Annotated in this window: 17 protein-coding genes; 13 read left to right on the top strand and 4 right to left on the bottom strand. The window is 31.6% G+C overall.

The genetic code is table 11. The features are described 5' to 3' along the window. Nucleotides 1-9: 9 nt before the first annotated feature. Entirely contained in the window at nucleotides 10-1,494 is a 1,485-nt protein-coding gene (gene zwf, locus LQ693_RS04155; RefSeq protein WP_025907035.1) for a glucose-6-phosphate dehydrogenase, read from the bottom strand. 195 nt (nucleotides 1,495-1,689) lie between these two features. Here zwf and rnz point away from each other — a divergent pair, with 195 nt between their 5' ends. Then, entirely contained in the window at nucleotides 1,690-2,607 is a 918-nt protein-coding gene (gene rnz / locus LQ693_RS04150; protein WP_119594015.1) for a ribonuclease Z, read from the top strand. 56 nt (nucleotides 2,608-2,663) lie between these two features. Here rnz and proC read toward each other — a convergent pair whose 3' ends face one another. Beyond that, nucleotides 2,664-3,479 (bottom strand): pyrroline-5-carboxylate reductase, encoded by an 816-nt coding sequence (gene proC / locus LQ693_RS04145; protein WP_025907039.1) that lies wholly within the window; start codon nucleotides 3,477-3,479, stop codon nucleotides 2,664-2,666. 139 nt (nucleotides 3,480-3,618) lie between these two features. Between proC and LQ693_RS04140 the strand changes: the two genes are divergently transcribed. Then, entirely contained in the window at nucleotides 3,619-4,374 is a 756-nt protein-coding gene (locus tag LQ693_RS04140) for an SDR family NAD(P)-dependent oxidoreductase (RefSeq protein ID WP_103362133.1), read from the top strand. Between the two features lie 42 nt (nucleotides 4,375-4,416). On the opposite strand, the gene LQ693_RS04135 is transcribed toward LQ693_RS04140, so the two are convergent. Then, nucleotides 4,417-5,328, bottom strand: coding sequence for an aldo/keto reductase (locus LQ693_RS04135; RefSeq protein WP_103362134.1), 912 nt, complete (start codon nucleotides 5,326-5,328; stop codon nucleotides 4,417-4,419). A 77-nt stretch (nucleotides 5,329-5,405) separates the two neighbouring features. Between LQ693_RS04135 and LQ693_RS04130 the strand changes: the two genes are divergently transcribed. The 3 genes from LQ693_RS04130 to xerD all read left to right on the top strand — a co-directional run bounded on the left by LQ693_RS04130 (nucleotide 5,406) and on the right by xerD (nucleotide 7,495). Continuing rightward, a complete protein-coding gene (locus LQ693_RS04130; protein WP_107565205.1) occupies nucleotides 5,406-5,948 on the top strand; it encodes an NUDIX hydrolase in 543 nt (180 codons plus the stop codon). A gap of 100 nt (nucleotides 5,949-6,048) precedes the next feature. Beyond that, nucleotides 6,049-6,489, top strand: a complete 441-nt coding sequence (fur, locus tag LQ693_RS04125) for a ferric iron uptake transcriptional regulator (protein ID WP_025907044.1) — start codon at nucleotides 6,049-6,051, stop codon at nucleotides 6,487-6,489. A 91-nt stretch (nucleotides 6,490-6,580) separates the two neighbouring features. After that, nucleotides 6,581-7,495, top strand: coding sequence for a site-specific tyrosine recombinase XerD (gene xerD / locus LQ693_RS04120; protein WP_107565206.1), 915 nt, complete (start codon nucleotides 6,581-6,583; stop codon nucleotides 7,493-7,495). A gap of 86 nt (nucleotides 7,496-7,581) precedes the next feature. On the opposite strand, the gene LQ693_RS04115 is transcribed toward xerD, so the two are convergent. Next, nucleotides 7,582-8,085 carry a DUF309 domain-containing protein gene (locus LQ693_RS04115; protein WP_107572749.1) on the bottom strand — a complete coding sequence of 168 codons (504 nt, stop codon included), beginning with the start codon at nucleotides 8,083-8,085 and terminating at the stop codon, nucleotides 7,582-7,584. A 97-nt stretch (nucleotides 8,086-8,182) separates the two neighbouring features. Here LQ693_RS04115 and LQ693_RS04110 point away from each other — a divergent pair, with 97 nt between their 5' ends. From LQ693_RS04110 to LQ693_RS04075, 8 genes are all read left to right on the top strand, one after another. Continuing rightward, nucleotides 8,183-8,917 carry a segregation and condensation protein A gene (locus tag LQ693_RS04110; protein ID WP_103362137.1) on the top strand — a complete coding sequence of 245 codons (735 nt, stop codon included), beginning with the start codon at nucleotides 8,183-8,185 and terminating at the stop codon, nucleotides 8,915-8,917. After that, entirely contained in the window at nucleotides 8,904-9,464 is a 561-nt protein-coding gene (scpB, locus tag LQ693_RS04105; RefSeq protein WP_037588190.1) for an SMC-Scp complex subunit ScpB, read from the top strand. The genes LQ693_RS04110 and scpB overlap by 14 nt, the downstream gene beginning before the upstream one ends. Beyond that, on the top strand, nucleotides 9,464-10,201 hold the full coding sequence (locus tag LQ693_RS04100) for a pseudouridine synthase (protein WP_025907054.1): 738 nt from the start codon (nucleotides 9,464-9,466) through the stop codon (nucleotides 10,199-10,201). The genes scpB and LQ693_RS04100 overlap by 1 nt, the downstream gene beginning before the upstream one ends. Nucleotides 10,202-10,315: 114 nt before the next feature. Then, on the top strand, nucleotides 10,316-10,852 hold the full coding sequence (gene resA / locus LQ693_RS04095; protein WP_107565208.1) for a thiol-disulfide oxidoreductase ResA: 537 nt from the start codon (nucleotides 10,316-10,318) through the stop codon (nucleotides 10,850-10,852). A 13-nt stretch (nucleotides 10,853-10,865) separates the two neighbouring features. Continuing rightward, nucleotides 10,866-12,509: a cytochrome c biogenesis protein ResB gene (gene resB / locus LQ693_RS04090; RefSeq protein ID WP_107565209.1), complete on the top strand. Its 1,644-nt coding sequence runs from the start codon at nucleotides 10,866-10,868 to the stop codon at nucleotides 12,507-12,509. Further along, on the top strand, nucleotides 12,502-13,719 hold the full coding sequence (gene ccsB / locus LQ693_RS04085) for a c-type cytochrome biogenesis protein CcsB (RefSeq protein ID WP_037588178.1): 1,218 nt from the start codon (nucleotides 12,502-12,504) through the stop codon (nucleotides 13,717-13,719). Before resB ends, ccsB begins: the two co-directional genes overlap by 8 nt. 27 nt (nucleotides 13,720-13,746) lie before the next feature. Next, entirely contained in the window at nucleotides 13,747-14,454 is a 708-nt protein-coding gene (locus LQ693_RS04080; RefSeq protein WP_025907062.1) for a response regulator transcription factor, read from the top strand. Beyond that, nucleotides 14,454-16,196 carry an ATP-binding protein gene (locus LQ693_RS04075; RefSeq protein WP_107565210.1) on the top strand — a complete coding sequence of 581 codons (1,743 nt, stop codon included), beginning with the start codon at nucleotides 14,454-14,456 and terminating at the stop codon, nucleotides 16,194-16,196. The genes LQ693_RS04080 and LQ693_RS04075 overlap by 1 nt, the downstream gene beginning before the upstream one ends. Nucleotides 16,197-16,227: the final 31 nt, after the last annotated feature.

Here is a 16,227-nt window from a genome sequence, read left to right as displayed (position 1 = left end):
GCAGAAAGATTAATTAATATCGTCCCACCATTTAAATCCATCAATAGACAATAATAATTGACTCTTAATCGGTCCATTAGTACCCGCTCTATAATTAGGGAACGGTGCTTTATCGTTGTCCCACACATTTTGTATCACATCTACATATTTCCATGTTGCTTTTAATTCTTCCCAATGCGTAAAGTTTGTTGAATCACCTTTAAGACAGTCGAAGATTAAGTTCTCATATGCATCAACTGTATTCATTTTATCTTGTGCACTCATTGCGTATGATAATTGAACAGGTTCTGTTTCTATACCTTGAACTTGTTTTTTAGCATTTAAATGTAGTGAAAGACCTTCATTAGGTTGAATATTAATGACAAGTAAATTAGATTCTAATTCTGAATCACGTTGATAATATAAATTCATTGGTACTTCTTTGAATTCAACAACTACTTGAATACCTTTTTTCTTCATTCTTTTACCAGTTCTAATAAAGAATGGTACGCCAGCCCATCTGAAATTATCTATCAATACTTTACCTGCAACGAAAGTAGGGGTATTAGAGTCATCTGCTACTTTATCTTCTTCTCTATAGCTTTTAACTTCTTCGCCTTCAATTTGACCTTTATCATATTGTCCTCTAACAAAGTTCTGTTTAACTTCAGACTCATCTAAAGCTCTAATTGAACGCAATACTTTTACTTTTTCATTTCTAACATCTTCACTGTTTAAACTAATAGGTGGTTCCATTGCTAATAAAGCAACCATTTGTAACATATGGTTTTGGAACATATCTTTTAATGCGCCACTATTTTCATAGTATCCACCACGATCTTCTACACCTAATATTTCAGATGATGTTACTTGAATATTAGAAATATATTTATTATTCCATAATGGTTCGAACATCGCATTCGCAAATCTTAACACTTCGATATTCTGTACCATATCTTTACCTAAATAATGGTCGATTCTGTAAATTTCTTCTTCTTTAAATGAACGTCTAATTTGTTCATTTAATTCTTCAGCAGATGCTAAATCTGTGCCGAAAGGTTTTTCAATAATTAAACGTTTGAAACCGTCAGTATCTGTTAGACCTGAAGATTTTAAGAAATCTGTAACAGTTCCAAAGAATTGAGGTGCCATTGCTAAATAAAATAATCGATTACCTTCTAATTGATATTGTTCATTTAACTCATTTGAAAAAGCTAATAATTCTTCATAACTAGAAGGGTCACTAACATCGTGCGATTGATAAAATACATGTTCCATAAATTCATCTAACTTGTCTGTATTCTGTACATGTTTCTCTACTGAAGCTTTAATTTCATTTCTGAACTTTTCAGTAGTCCAATCTCTTCGACCAACACCAATTATTGCGATGTGCTCGTCTAATTGATTTTGTTGATATAAATGAAAAATAGATGGGAATAATTTACGGTGACTTAAATCACCTGTAGCCCCAAATATTGTAATTAAGCATGGAATATTTCTAGTTTCGGTTGTCATTTATTTACCTCGATTCTCTAACTTTTTCACAATTTACAATATTAATTATTATAACATGTTAGTGATTGATATTCTTCCATTTGAACTGTTAAATTTTCAATTTATTCAGTAAGTTGTATAATCATCATCATTTTTATGTATTTTTATAAATCATTGTACGATACATGTTATAATAATAACGTAAGGAGGAAGACGATGGAACTCACATTTTTAGGCACAAGCGCCGGATTACCGACTAAAGAAAGAAATACACAATCAATTGCCTTTAATTGCCTACCTCATGTCAATCAACTATGGTTATTTGATGTTGGTGAAGCAACTCAACATCGAATATTACATACTGGCATCAAACTTGGCAAAATAAGTCATATATTTATTACGCACTTACATGGTGATCATATATTTGGATTACCTGGATTATTAACAAGTCGTTCCTTCCAAGGTGGTAAAGATAAACCTTTAACAATAATTGGCCCTAAAGGTATAGCAAAGTTTATACAAACGGCATTAGAAATTTCTCAATCAAATTTAAATTATCCGATAACTGTAAATGAATTCAACACAGAAACCGAACTTAATATTGATGGCTTTCATATTAAAGCTTTACCTTTAAAACATGGTATATTATCTGTCGGTTATCGCATTACAGCACCTGATATTGAAGGGAAGCTTGATGTTGAAAAACTTAAAGGAATCGGTATTGAACCTGGACCAAAATATCAAGAAGTAAAAGCAAACGAAACTTTTGAATACGAAAATCAAACTTATCAATCTAAAGATTTCAAAGGTCCAAAGAAAAAGGGGAAAGTGATTACAATCTTTGGTGATACGATGCCATGTCAAAATGAACATATCCTTGCACAAGATGCAGATGTTATTGTTCATGAAACAACGTATATCGAAGGCGATAAAAAATTAGCAAATTCTTATTATCATAGTCATATTGAAGATGTCTTTCAATTAATGACTGATGTTAATGTAAAAAAAGGTCTATTCACACATTTATCTAATCGATATGAATTAGAAGATATTCAAACAGTTGAAGCCACATTACGTTCAGCTGTAAATTATGACTTTAAATTTGTAAAAGATTATGACCAATTTCAAATCTAAAAAACATCTCATCTTATATGTATTTTAAGATGAGATGTTTTTTGTAACTTATTCAATTAATCTTCATCCGCTTCTGCAAGTTCGATACTTCTCTTAACAGCTGCGTTTAAACAATCTAAGAAAATAGCTTCTATGTCATGGTTACTTAACGCATTTAAACCAGCTTGCGTTGTACCACCTTTAGACGTAATATTTTTTCGTAATTGATCCATTTTTAAATCAGAGCGTTCGATCATTTTACCAGTACCAATAATTAACTCTTTAATAGACTCTTCAACTTGAGATTGTTCAATGCCTAATTTAGTACCAGCATTTACATATTGTTCAAATACATGATATAAGAATGCAGGTCCACTACCAGTAATAGCTGTCACTTGATGTAAATGATCTTCTTTAACTTCTAATGCTGTACCGAAAGCTTCAATAAGCGTTAATACTTCTTGCTTAGAATTAGGATCGAAGTTTGTAGAGAAACTAATCCCCGTTACTGAATGCCCAACGTGCGCATTCGTATTCGGCATAATTCTAGCAATTGGATTATCGACTTGTAAATTATCTCTAATATAACTAATCGGTAAACCAGCCATAATTGAAATGAATTTATTATCACTCGTTATGAAAGGTTTAATGCGTTCAGCTAATTTTAAGAAATCATAAGGTTTTGTACTTAAGAATACATAATCTGCATCTTTCAACAATTCTTCATCATCATAACTATAGCTAACGCCTAAAGCTTCATGATAACTTTCCAATGCTTCTTGGTTCGACTTATTTGTTAAATAAATATTTTCAGGTTCAATCGACTTACTGTTAACAATTCCAGTGAATATCGCGTTTGCCATATTACCAGATCCATAAAACACAATTTTCATAATAAAATCACTCACTTCCATATGAATTCATTTTAATTATAAAGAAATATAATCTTATGTCAAAATTACTTGTATCGTATTTAGTTTTTTTGAAGTGTTATGATACATTATACATAACAATGAATAAAGGATGAGTTAAATGATCGGTAAACATTATTTATTAACTGGTGCCACAGGTTCACTAGGGGAGAGCTTGATACAATCATTGAATAATCATGGTGCTTACGTTTCTATAATTGTAAGAAATAAGGATAAAGCCAATCATTTAATGACGACCTATAAAAATATTAAAGAAGTATTTATATTAGATATGAATGACACTGCGCAAGTCGAACAATTTAATCTTGCACAGAACAATATGTATGATGGGATTATTAATAATGCTGGGTTTGGTTACTTTAAATCTAACGAGGCACATACGAATGAGGAAATTAAGGACATTTATCATACGAATCTCGTCAATTTAATTATTCTTTTGAACCGTATATTACCTTATTTAAAAAGAGGGGCATCAATCGTTAATATATCATCTATTTCTTCTAAAGTAACAACGCCATATGGTAGCCATTATGCAGCGTCAAAAGCAGCTTTGAGTAGTTTCACAAATGCTTTAAGACTTGAACGCGAAGATTTACATGTACTTAATGTCAATCCAGGTCCTTTCAAATCACAATTTCATGCTAAAGCAGACCCTTCAGGCCACTTTGAAAAGCTCACATCTCAAATACAACTTAATGTAGAAGATTTAAGTGAACAAATTGTTAAAAGTATGATTAAAAGAAAAATAGAAATAAACGAACCAAAATGGATGGATTTAGGATTGAGATTTTATCAATTGGCACCTCGTACATTTGAAAAATTATTTAAACAAAGTTTTTTGAGTAAAAAGATATAAATAGAGTCTGGGAAAATTAATCTTCTCCCAGACTCTATTTTTTTAAACTAAGTGATTTGTGTATTCAATATTTTTTACGATTGAACGAGCGTGCTTAATTTGAGCTTCTGATAATGTTCCATTATAACTTTGGATACTCTCAGCTAATTGCTCTGGTGAACTTGCACCTGTAATAATAGATCCAAGTGCGTCAAATGATTTCAAATAATTAAATGTAACACTTGATAAGTCATCATATTCTTTATTCAGTTGAGAAATGGTATCCGATAAATCATTATAATTATATTCTAGTAAGCCATCTTTAAATTTACGATCTAATACTTCGTTTGATTTATGAGTTAATAAACCTTTAGAAACTGGACCTCTCGCTAATATTTTGACACCATGTTCGTTAATTTTTTCAATAAGACTTTCAGGGCGATTATCTAAAATACTAAATTGCATCATAATTGTTTCAATGTTGCTGTTTTTCAAGTAATAATCGATCACATTAGGTCTAATTGACGAAATACCATATGCTTTTATAAGACCTTGTTCTTTTAATCTTTCGAATGCTTCTATTGTTTCATCTTTGTTATCTTCAATCGTACCGCCATGTAACATATATAAATCTAATTGTTCAAGATCCAATCTTTGTAATGATTCTTTAATGCTTTTCATAATGTGTTCTTTAGAAGGATCCCAAAAGTGTTCTTGTTTATCTTTATCAAAATGATTACCGACTTTTGATCCAATGACAATATCTTGTTGATCTTGATATTTTTTCAAAAGTTGTCCTACGATTTTTTCATTTTCACCATAATCATATAAATCAGCTGTATCAAAATATGTGATACCTTGTTTGATTGCTTCATCAACAATTGTTTCTGCATGGTTGATATCAGTTCCTAGACTCATACAACCTAATCCGACTTCTGAAATTTCAATGCCACTTTTCAATGTATTCTTTTGCATATTGAAGCTCCTTTCGCTACACTTTATTTATTAAGTTTACCAGATAAATTATTTTAATGAAAAGAGGCACACTTATAATGAAACTAACTGAAGAAACGATTTCGAAAGAAACGATATATGATGGTCGTATAATTAAGCTAGAAAAACATCAAGTTACACTTCCAGATGGCCAAACGAGCGAACGCGAAGTCGTATTACATAATGGTGCAGTATCTGTATTAGCTATAACACCAGAAAATGAAGTATTAGTGGTGGAACAATATAGAAAAGCAATGGAAAAGACATTAATCGAAATTCCTGCTGGTAAATTAGAAATAGGGGAGGAACGAGAGTCAGCTGCACTGAGAGAATTAGAAGAAGAAACAGGATACGTTGCAGATAAACTCGAACTCATCGGTGAAGTATATGGATGTCCAGGCTTCTGTAACGAGAAAGTAAGTATTTATATCGCGAAAGATTTAAAAGAAGGAAAAGTGAATTTAGATGAAGATGAATTCTTAAATTTAACTAAAATTCCAATCGATCAAATACAGTCATTATTATCAGAACATAAAATTGAAGATGCCAAAACAATGATAGCCTTCCAATACTTATTATTAAATTATAATCATTCTAAATAAAAAGATATTTTTTCTTGCTTTTTGAGAAGATTATTGGTATTTTAGTATACGAATACATTACTAATTGATAATGATTATTTTTTAGAAAGAAGGTGTCAAGTTGGAAGAACGCATACAACGTGTGAAAGAACAATTACACAAAGCTTCCTACAAACTAACTCCGCAAAGAGAAGCGACAGTTAGAGTGTTACTTGAGAATGAAGCCGATCATTTAAGTGCAGAGGACGTTTACCTAAAAGTTAAAGATAAGGCACCTGAGATTGGTCTCGCAACTGTCTATCGTACGTTAGAACTATTAGCAGAATTAAAAGTAGTCGACAAAATTAACTTTGGCGATGGTGTTGCTAGATTCGATTTAAGAAAAGAAGGGGCAAAACATTTTCACCACCATATGGTATGCATGGAATGTGGCGCAGTTGATGAAATCGAAGAAGATTTATTAGAAGACGTAGAACGTCGTGTTGAAAAAGAATTTAACTTTAAAATTTTAGACCATCGATTAACTTTTCATGGTATTTGTCATAGATGTCACGAAGAATAAATCTATAATGGACGTTACTAAATGAAGTTTTATACTGATTTTAGTGATGTCTTTTTTTATGGTAAAATAATGACAACAATGAGGTGAATTCATGGAACAAATCATAAAGGAGTTTATAGATTTTATAAGATTAGAAAAAGGTTTGAGTCAAAATACAATCCAATCGTATCAAAGAGATTTAAAACAATATAACCAATACATAACTGAACATAAAATTAGTCATATAGACAATATTGATCGTATTGTGATACAAAAATATTTTGCGCATCTTAAACAAGAAGGAAAGTCAGCTAAAACAATTGCGAGACTTGCAGCGACGATTAGAAGCTTTCATCAATTTGCGATTAGAGAAAAATACGCCGTTAAAGATCCAACCATATTGATTGAAACACCTAAATACGAACAGAAACTTCCAGATGTATTGAGTGAAGATGAAGTGAATCAACTCTTAACATTTACACATATTACAAATCCTAGAGATGAACGAGACCGAACGATGCTTGAACTTTTATATGGTACGGGCGTTCGTGTAAGTGAATTGATTCAATTAAATGTAGAAGACGTCAATTTGACGATGGGATTTATTAGAGTGTTTGGTAAAGGAAATAAAGAACGAATCGTACCGCTTGGTGAACATTTAATGGGCATATTAAGAAACTACATCCAGGAAGTTCGTCCAAATTTATTGAAGAAACATGTTACAGATATATTATTCTTAAATGCACGTGGCACAGCTTTAACGCGACAAGGATTTTGGAAAATATTAAAAAAAATCGGCTTAGAAAAAGGGATAACGAAAACTTTAACACCTCATACTTTAAGGCATTCTTTTGCGACGCATTTGCTTGAAAATGGTGCGGACTTGAGGGCAGTGCAAGAAATGCTCGGACATTCCGACATTTCTACAACACAACTTTACACACACATCTCTAAAAAACAAATACGTGAGATGTATTTAACGTATCACCCTAGAGCCAAGAAGGAGAAGAAAAATGAAGAACAATAAACAACAACAAAATGAATCAAAAAAATATGTCACTTTAGCAATTTTATTAACATTTGCTGTTGCTTGGGGTCTTATTTATTGGTTATTTATTGTCTAGCGTGACGTTGCTTATATGCTGAAATACGACTTTCTATCACTTCAGTACGATCTCTTAGTAGATGATAATGTTTAATATAATCTGATACATCTGTATTATAGTTAAATTCAAAATCATCAAAAGTACTTTCTAAAGCACGATAGCTTGCATCTGTTAAAGGGAGTTGAATATTTTCATAAGGATGACCTTGCTCAATGCGCATGATTTGTGAATGAATTAAAGATTGAAAAGATGCTTTTTCAATACCTAAATGGCTAAAGTCATCATTTAATTCAGCAATTTGTAGTGCTTTTTTATAAGTTTTTAGCGCGCCTTTCGTATTATCACGTCTATAGTGGTAACACGCCGTAGAGAACAATATTAAACTTACAATTGCATCATGTTTACTAAATTGAGTTTGATCTTTCCAATGATCTTCTAATATATCGTGACATTCAAAATAATGTCTTAAGACATGGAAATGATAGTGAAATGACATTATTTGTGTTTCCATTTAAAATCCCTCTCAGCATAGAATATTTATACGTAATCATGGTATAATAATTTTTAGGTTTATGCACGTAAAAGGAATAGAAATGAGGAAGTTTTAAATGTATGAAGTAAAACTTGATGCCTTTGAAGGACCTTTGGATTTATTACTTCATTTAATACAAAAATACGAAATAGATATTTATGATATTCCAATGAAGGAACTAACCGAGCAATACTTAAGTTATATACATCAAATGAAAATATTAGAAATAAATGTAGCGAGTGAATATTTAGTGATGGCATCTGAGTTATTGATGATCAAAAGTAAATTATTACTACCTACACAACCATCAGATATTGATGAATTTGAAGATGATCCAAGGGACGATTTAGTTAGACAATTAATCGAATACCAAAATTATAAAGAATATGCTGAATTATTAAATCATAAAAAACAAGACAGAGAACAAATATTCATCAAAAAGCCAGCAGATTTATCCAAATTTGAAGCCGTTCATGACAAACGTGCACCTTTAGATTTAGATATGACGGATTTAATTATTGCATACCAACGTACTAAACGTAGACAGAGATTTAATAAACCACAGAATGTTACCGTTAACGAAGATAGTTATACGATTGAAATGGCAACTGCTTCAATACAAGCACGACTTGCCGAACATAAGAGTTATAAATTTTTCGAGACATTGCCATCTGATTTATCTACGAATGTATTAGTGACGTTGTTCTTAGCAATATTGGAAATGATGAAATTAAGACAAATTGATGTATTCCAACAATATCAATTTGGAGAAATAACTATAAATCGAGGCGTGAATTATGTCAGTGAGTAAATTAGGATTATTAGAAGGATTATTATATTCATTAGGTGATGAAGGCATTGAAGTTAATCAGTTATGTGAGTTATTAGAATTAACGCCATCACAATTAAAAGATTTAGCAAATGAATATGATCGCGAAACATTACAAATTATTTTTTACGGTAATAAATGCATTCTTACAGCAAAGCCAATTATGCATCAATATCTAGAAAAATTAATGATAGATAATATGAATACTAAATTATCACAAGCTGCGTTAGAAACATTATCTATTATTGCATATAATCAACCTGTTACGAGAAGTGATATAGAAGTGATTCGTGGTGTAAATTCAGATGCTTCTGTTAAGACTTTAATTGCGAAAGGTGTCGTTGAATCGAAACATAACGATCAATCTAGAAGCCAATTATTATATACGACAGATTACTTTTTAAATGTATTTGGACTGACTTCTTTAGACGAATTACCGAAATCAACAAATGAAGAAAATGAACAAGAAGAAATGGATTTGTTTTTTAGTAGCATGAACGAAAAACAAAACAATGAGGAGCAATCATAATGAGTGAAGAATTAGAGAGATTACAAAAAGTTATTGCGAAAAGTGGCTATACGTCACGTAGAAAAGCAGAAAAATTAATCGAAGAAGGGCTTGTATATGTTAATCATAAACAAGTGACAGAACTTGGCACTAAAGTGAAAGATTCTGATTATATCGAAGTAGAAGGTATTCCATTAGAAATGCCGGATAAACTATATATTCTATTCCATAAACCAACAAAAGTAATTACAAGTGTATCTGACGATAAAGGAAGAGCGGTTGTAACGGATTATTTTAAAGATATTAAGACGAGAATTTTCCCAGTTGGTAGATTAGATTATGATACATCAGGTTTATTAATTTTAACGAATGATGGTGAGTTTACAAACTTAATGACGCATCCTCGTTATAAAATTCAAAAGAAATATGTAGCAAAATTAAAAGGCTATTTACTAAGAGAAGAAGTTAAACAATTAGAAAAAGGTATACAGCTAGAAGATGGATTGACACAACCTGCAATTGTAAAAGTAAAAAGTCAAGACAGAGAGCGTAATGTAACACATGTGGAGATTACAATTACAGAAGGTAGAAATAGACAAGTTAGAAGAATGTTTAGTCATTTTGGTCATGAAGTCGTTAAACTTACGAGAGTAGAATATGGTCCACTTAATTTAAAAGGCTTAAATGCTGGACAGGGCAGAACGTTATCACCTCATGAAATCAAAGTTTTAAGACATTTGGCACAAGATGGTAAATAATCTGTAAACGTTCACAATAATGCCACTAATCTGCTTTATAGTCATGATATACTAGACAAAACACCATAACATTGCATATGTATGGTTTTTTTATTGTGTTAGGGAGGATTTTAAATGAAGAAAAAACAGAAGACTGTACTCCAAATTGTTATAACGGCAATTATTTTAATTGCAATTGTATTTACAGTATGGTCCAGTCTTACGAAAGATAAGGATAAAGTAGCGCAAGTTGGAGATGATGCGCCACTTTTCGAACTCCAAACGATTGATGGGAAAAAAGTTAATTTAAAAGATTTACGTGGGAAAGGTGTTTTAATTAACTTTTGGGGGACTTGGTGTGAACCTTGTAAACGTGAAATGCCTGAGTTAGAAAGACAATATCAAAACTACAAAGACAAAGGTGTTGAAGTCGTTGCGATACATGTCAGAAATAATCCTCAACAAATCAAACAATATTTAAGTTCATTAAAAGAATCACCAACTTTCACAGTTGCGATGGATAACGATAATTTAGTTACAGATGCATACGGTATCAATCCATTACCAACTACGATAACAGTTGATAAAGATGGTGAAATAAAAACAAAGCATACTGGTGAACTTTCTAAAAAGCAAATCATAGAAGAAATGGAAAAGGTCAAAGTGAAATAGAGGGGGATTTAAAGTGAGCAACAAGCAAATTGTTTGTGAGTGCGGGCATAAGAACCCAGAAGGAACTCAATTATGCTTAAACTGTGGTCGCTTAATAAATGACGACTATGATAAGAAAAAGACAACCGACGTTATGCGTTACGATGGGCAAGCGATACGTTCGAAAACAAAAAACAGAACAATATTAGATCGTATTTGGAATTTCTTCGCTTCAGTCAAAACAGGTGTTACTTTACTTGTATTAACGGTCATTGCAGCTTCAATTGGGACAATATTCCCGCAAGAATATTTTATTCCAATGAATGTGAATCCGGAACAATATTATTATGAACATTATGGTTCTCTCGGTTTACTATATTATAAACTTGGATTCCACAATTTATATAGTTCATGGTGGTTCTTAATTCTGTTAGGTTTAGTAGCGTTCTCTATTATTACTTCAAGCATTGATAGAGGGATACCTTTACATAAATCTTTGAAAAATCAAAGAACGAAAAAGCACAGTTCATTCTATAAACGCCAAAGATTAAACTTACATTCAGAAGACCAAGTTAATCTTGATGAATTGAGTCAATCTTTTAAAGAAAAAAGATATAAAGTTAAACAAGATGGGAATCATATCTTACTTGAAAAAGGACGTTTATCGAGATACGGTCCTTATATTAACCATACTGGTTTAATCATACTTTTATTTGGGGCAATGTTAAGATTCTTACCAGGCTTTTACTTAGATGATATGGTCTATGTAAAAGAAGGGGAAACGAAGCCAGTACCAGGTACAGATAGAGGCTATTATATAAAAAATAACGACTTTATATATGAAGAGTATGATCAAAAATCTCAATCTAATACAAACCCTGAATCAATTGACCCAAGTTTAAACAAAATTGCTAAGAACTACGAAACAAAAGCTACTTTGTATAAAAACAGTCAAGAAGAAGTAATTGGGTCAGATGCTAATCTAAAAGAAGTGGCTTCAGATTCAATTAAAGTCAATCATCCTTTGAAATATGATCACTTACAATTTTACCAAAGCAGCTTCGACAACTCGTTGTTAAAAGATATGACATTTAACTTAAAAACAAAAGACGGTAAAGCACTTGGGAAACCATTTACAGTTAATTTGGAAAGTCCTAAGAAGACTTATAAAATTACAGATGATTTAACAGTTAAGTTAAGAAGTTATGCGCCAGATTACGAAAAAATAGAAAATGGTGTACTTGCAACTAAATCACCAAATCCAAATAATCCAGCTTTTGTGTTTGAAGTAACTGATAAAGGCAAACAATCAGAATTTAGTTTCTTAAGAATTAAAGAATCACAAGATATATCTAAAGATAATAAATACGATGTGAAATTTGCCAATGCAACAAATCAATGGGCAACAGTGTTGGCAGTGAAGAAAGACTTAACACTTCCAATATTATTTACTGGTTTCGTTATTTTCTTATTAGGTTTAGCAGTCGGATCATATATTAACCATAGACGTATTTGGATTAATACTGATAACGGTGAGTTTAATATCGCTGCTCATACAAATAAGAATTATTATGGTTTCTTAAAAGAGATTAACCAAGTCTTAGATAAACATCAAATTTCACATATTGAAGATACTAAACAAGACATTCACGAAAGTAAGGAGGCAAACAATGGATAAAGATATGTTTTTAAATATTAGTAATATCAGTTTATATTCTGCTTTTATTTTGTACTTAGTTGCGATTGTGCCATATTCATTCTCAATCCGTTCACCTAAGAAAAGAGCAGAAAAAGTAGGGGTGACATTAACTGTCATTGGCTTTGTATTACAAATTCTATACTTTATTACAAGATGGATTGCTGCGGGACATGCACCAGTAAGTAATATGTATGAATTCTTAACAATGTTTGGCATTATGATGGTAGGTGGCTTCCTTGTTATTTACTCTATTTATAAGACACCTATTTTAGCGTTATTCGTATTACCAATTGCGATGTTGTTAATTGCATATGCAAGTATGTTCTCTAGAGATGTTTCGCCGTTAATTCCTGCGTTACAATCTAGTTGGTTAGCAATTCACGTTATAACCGTAACGATTTCATATGGTATTTTATCAATCAGCTGTATAGCAGGATTAATTTATTTATTCGCAGCTGTTAGTCCAGAGGAAAAATCGATACATAGTTTCTTTGTAGAAGTCATTATGTATTTCATCGTTATTGTCATTGGATTTATATTAACAACGATCATTATGAAAGATATCGTTGGTTACGATGACACTTATTTCTTTATTGATAAAAACGATAATAACTCTGTGCAACATTATCATCTTCCAGCATTTGTGACACAACAAGATAGTTTACTTGTAGATCATGTTTCAGGTAGCGATTATGAACCAAAAGAAAGAACAGATATCTTAAAATGGAGCAAGATTGAATTACCTGCTGTTATCAACGCTCAAAAACTAAACACAGTCGTTTGGTCAATTGTAGTTGGTACAGTCTTATATGGTATACTAAGATTGATTTTGAAAGGCAAGACTTTATTTAGTCTTATCAAACCACTTACGAAAAAAGTCAATCTATCCTTAATGGATGAAATAGGATATCGTTCAGTAATCATTGGTTTCCCATTATTTGCACTTGGCGGTATATTATTCGCGAGTATCTGGGCACAAATGGCTTGGAGTAGATATTGGGGCTGGGATCCTAAAGAAGTATGGGCGCTTATAACATTCTTATATTATGCGATATTCTTACATTTAAGATTAGGTAAAGGTTGGGAAGGCAGAAAATCAGCATGGTTAGCTGTTGGTGGACTTGCAATCATACTATTTAATGTTATTGCCGTTAACTTAATAGTAGCTGGTTTACATTCTTATGCTTAAAAAATGCTAGAAGGGAGTCAACGAAGCATGACAGATCGTATTTTAGTAGTAGATGATGAAGATAGAATTCGAAAATTAGTTAAAATGTATCTCGAAAGAGAAGGTTATGAGACTGATGAAGCGGATAATGGCCAAGATGCCTTAGATAAAGCTTTAAACGAAGATTATGACTGCATATTGTTAGACTTAATGTTACCTGAAATAGATGGAATCGAAGTATGTAAGAGAGTAAGAGAAACAAAATCAACACCTATTATTATGTTAACAGCTAAAGGTGAAGAAAATAATCGCGTTGAAGGATTTGAAATTGGGGCAGATGATTATATCGTCAAACCATTTTCACCTAGAGAAGTTGTCTTACGCGTAAAAGCATTACTAAGACGTACAACGAATCATTCAATGGTTAATCAAACAAATACAGCTAAAGATTTAATTGTATTTGAAAACTTAGTCATTGATAATGACGCACATCGCGTATTAGCAGATCAAAAAGAAGTAAATTTAACACCTAAAGAGTATGAATTATTATTATATTTAGCAAAATCACCTGATAAAGTATTTGATAGAGAACAACTGTTGAAAGAAGTTTGGCACTATGAATTTTATGGTGATTTAAGAACAGTTGATACGCATGTTAAAAGATTGCGTGAAAAGTTAAATAGAGTTTCTGAAGATGCTGCACAAATGATTCATACTGTATGGGGCGTCGGTTATAAATTTGAGGTTCCTGAATAATGAATCGATTAAATAGTGTTGTTGTAAAACTGTGGTTATCTATTATTTTAATAGTAACGACAGTTTTACTTTTATTAAGCGGATTTCTTATAACTTTTTTACAATCTAATAATACATCTACCACAGGTGAAAATTTATATAATAATGCAAGTAAAATAGAACGATTATTACTGAGTTCACACGAAAAAGAGTCAGCAATCGATTATGCAAGAGCACTTGTTGAAGACCCTGCTGGACTCATTATCGTTAAAAATAGTGAGGATTTGACAGCAAGATCTGAAGATCCGTTAAAAGAAGTCATGCTTAATGAGATCAGAACTAATCATGCATTCGATAAAGTCTTTAATGAAGATAAGCACGTATTAAAAGAAATCAATTTAACTTATAACGGTGAGAAACATCAATATATTTTATTAGGCTATCCTTCTCAAGCTTTTCCTGAAGATGATGCAGGTATCTTTTTATTCCAAGATATCAACTCCATTAAAGAAGCTCAAAACGTTGTTACATTGAGTATACTTGTTTCAGCCATTATATTATTAATCGTGAGTACGATCTTTGCCTTCTTTCTTTCAAACAGAATTACGAAACCTTTAATTCAATTGAAACATGCAGCCTTTAAAGTTGCTAAAGGTCATTATACTGAAAAAGTACCGATTTATACGCGTGATGAAATTGGCGAACTCGGTTTAGCATTTAATAAAATGAGTAAAGATATCCGTACAAACATAGATGATGTTAAATCAAAAAATAATATACAAGAAAAACTTATTAATTCGATGATCGATGGTGTGCTAGGTATTAATGATAAGAATGAAATCATTATTTCTAACTCCAAAGCAGATACATTCTTAAAAGAAGTAAGAGAATTTGATCATGTTGATATATCTACACAAAGAAACGACACATTTAAAGAAAAGAATACGCAGTTTTTCGAATACGAATTGGGCCATAAATATTATGTCGTAATATCTACGTATATCGATAGCATTCAAAATGATGGTTCATCAGGTATAGTTGTAATCATTCGTGATATGACCGATGAACATCATATGGATCAAATGAAAAAAGACTTTATCGCAAGTGTTTCACACGAATTAAGAACACCAATTTCTATGTTACAAGGTTATACTGAAGCAATTGTTGACGGTATTGTAACTGAGAAGAAAGACGTTGATGATTTCTTATATATTATTTTAGATGAATCTAAGAGATTAAGTAGATTGATTAATGAATTATTAGAAGTTGCCAAAATGGACGCTGAAGGCATTAAAGTTCATTTAGATGACTTTAATATTTCTACATTAATGAACAAAATTGATACTAAATTCTTACCACAAGCACGAGAAAATGGTTTGAATTTATCCGTTAAACATATTGGGAATCTTACAAATTGGTATGGTGATAGCGATCGTGTTGAGCAAATTTTAACGAATTTAATCGATAACGCGATTAGATACACACATCAAAATGATGCTATTAATGTTGTCTTTGATGATACGGATGAAGAAGACTTTGTTATAAACGTTCAAGATAGTGGCGTAGGTATTGCTAAAGAACATTTAGATCAAATATTTGATCGTTTTTATAAAGTTGATGCTTCTCGCACGAGAGGTAAACACGGAACAGGACTTGGTCTCTTTATCGTTCAAAAAATTATAGATGCACATCATGGTACGATTAAAGTCGATAGTAAAGAGGGTGAAGGCACTCAATTTACAATAACTTTACCAAAAGTTTAAATTGTTGAGTTATTTAGATGAAAATACCTGA

The organism is Mammaliicoccus sp. B-M6 (genome assembly GCF_022386965.1).
In the GTDB taxonomy this organism is placed as follows: Bacteria; Bacillota; Bacilli; order Staphylococcales; family Staphylococcaceae; genus Mammaliicoccus; species Mammaliicoccus sciuri_A.
Note: the sequence above shows the minus strand (reverse complement) of the source record. Positions and strands in the feature narration are given on the sequence as shown.

What these genes read in the sequence shown, in the direction of transcription:
- xerD (WP_107565206.1), top strand. Translation starts at nt 6,581, where the DNA reads ATGGAACAAATCATAAAGGAGTTTATAGATTTTATAAGATTAGAAAAA.
- ccsB (WP_037588178.1), top strand. Translation starts at nt 12,502, where the DNA reads ATGGATAAAGATATGTTTTTAAATATTAGTAATATCAGTTTATATTCT.
- LQ693_RS04140 (WP_103362133.1), top strand. Translation starts at nt 3,619, where the DNA reads ATGATCGGTAAACATTATTTATTAACTGGTGCCACAGGTTCACTAGGG.
- scpB (WP_037588190.1), top strand. Translation starts at nt 8,904, where the DNA reads ATGTCAGTGAGTAAATTAGGATTATTAGAAGGATTATTATATTCATTA.
- LQ693_RS04080 (WP_025907062.1), top strand. Translation starts at nt 13,747, where the DNA reads ATGACAGATCGTATTTTAGTAGTAGATGATGAAGATAGAATTCGAAAA.
- LQ693_RS04100 (WP_025907054.1), top strand. Translation starts at nt 9,464, where the DNA reads ATGAGTGAAGAATTAGAGAGATTACAAAAAGTTATTGCGAAAAGTGGC.
- resA (WP_107565208.1), top strand. Translation starts at nt 10,316, where the DNA reads ATGAAGAAAAAACAGAAGACTGTACTCCAAATTGTTATAACGGCAATT.
- zwf (WP_025907035.1), bottom strand. Translation starts at nt 1,494, where the DNA reads ATGACAACCGAAACTAGAAATATTCCATGCTTAATTACAATATTTGGG.
- LQ693_RS04135 (WP_103362134.1), bottom strand. Translation starts at nt 5,328, where the DNA reads ATGCAAAAGAATACATTGAAAAGTGGCATTGAAATTTCAGAAGTCGGA.
- rnz (WP_119594015.1), top strand. Translation starts at nt 1,690, where the DNA reads ATGGAACTCACATTTTTAGGCACAAGCGCCGGATTACCGACTAAAGAA.
- LQ693_RS04110 (WP_103362137.1), top strand. Translation starts at nt 8,183, where the DNA reads ATGTATGAAGTAAAACTTGATGCCTTTGAAGGACCTTTGGATTTATTA.
- proC (WP_025907039.1), bottom strand. Translation starts at nt 3,479, where the DNA reads ATGAAAATTGTGTTTTATGGATCTGGTAATATGGCAAACGCGATATTC.
- LQ693_RS04115 (WP_107572749.1), bottom strand. Translation starts at nt 8,085, where the DNA reads ATGGAAACACAAATAATGTCATTTCACTATCATTTCCATGTCTTAAGA.
- LQ693_RS04130 (WP_107565205.1), top strand. Translation starts at nt 5,406, where the DNA reads ATGAAACTAACTGAAGAAACGATTTCGAAAGAAACGATATATGATGGT.
- LQ693_RS04075 (WP_107565210.1), top strand. Translation starts at nt 14,454, where the DNA reads ATGAATCGATTAAATAGTGTTGTTGTAAAACTGTGGTTATCTATTATT.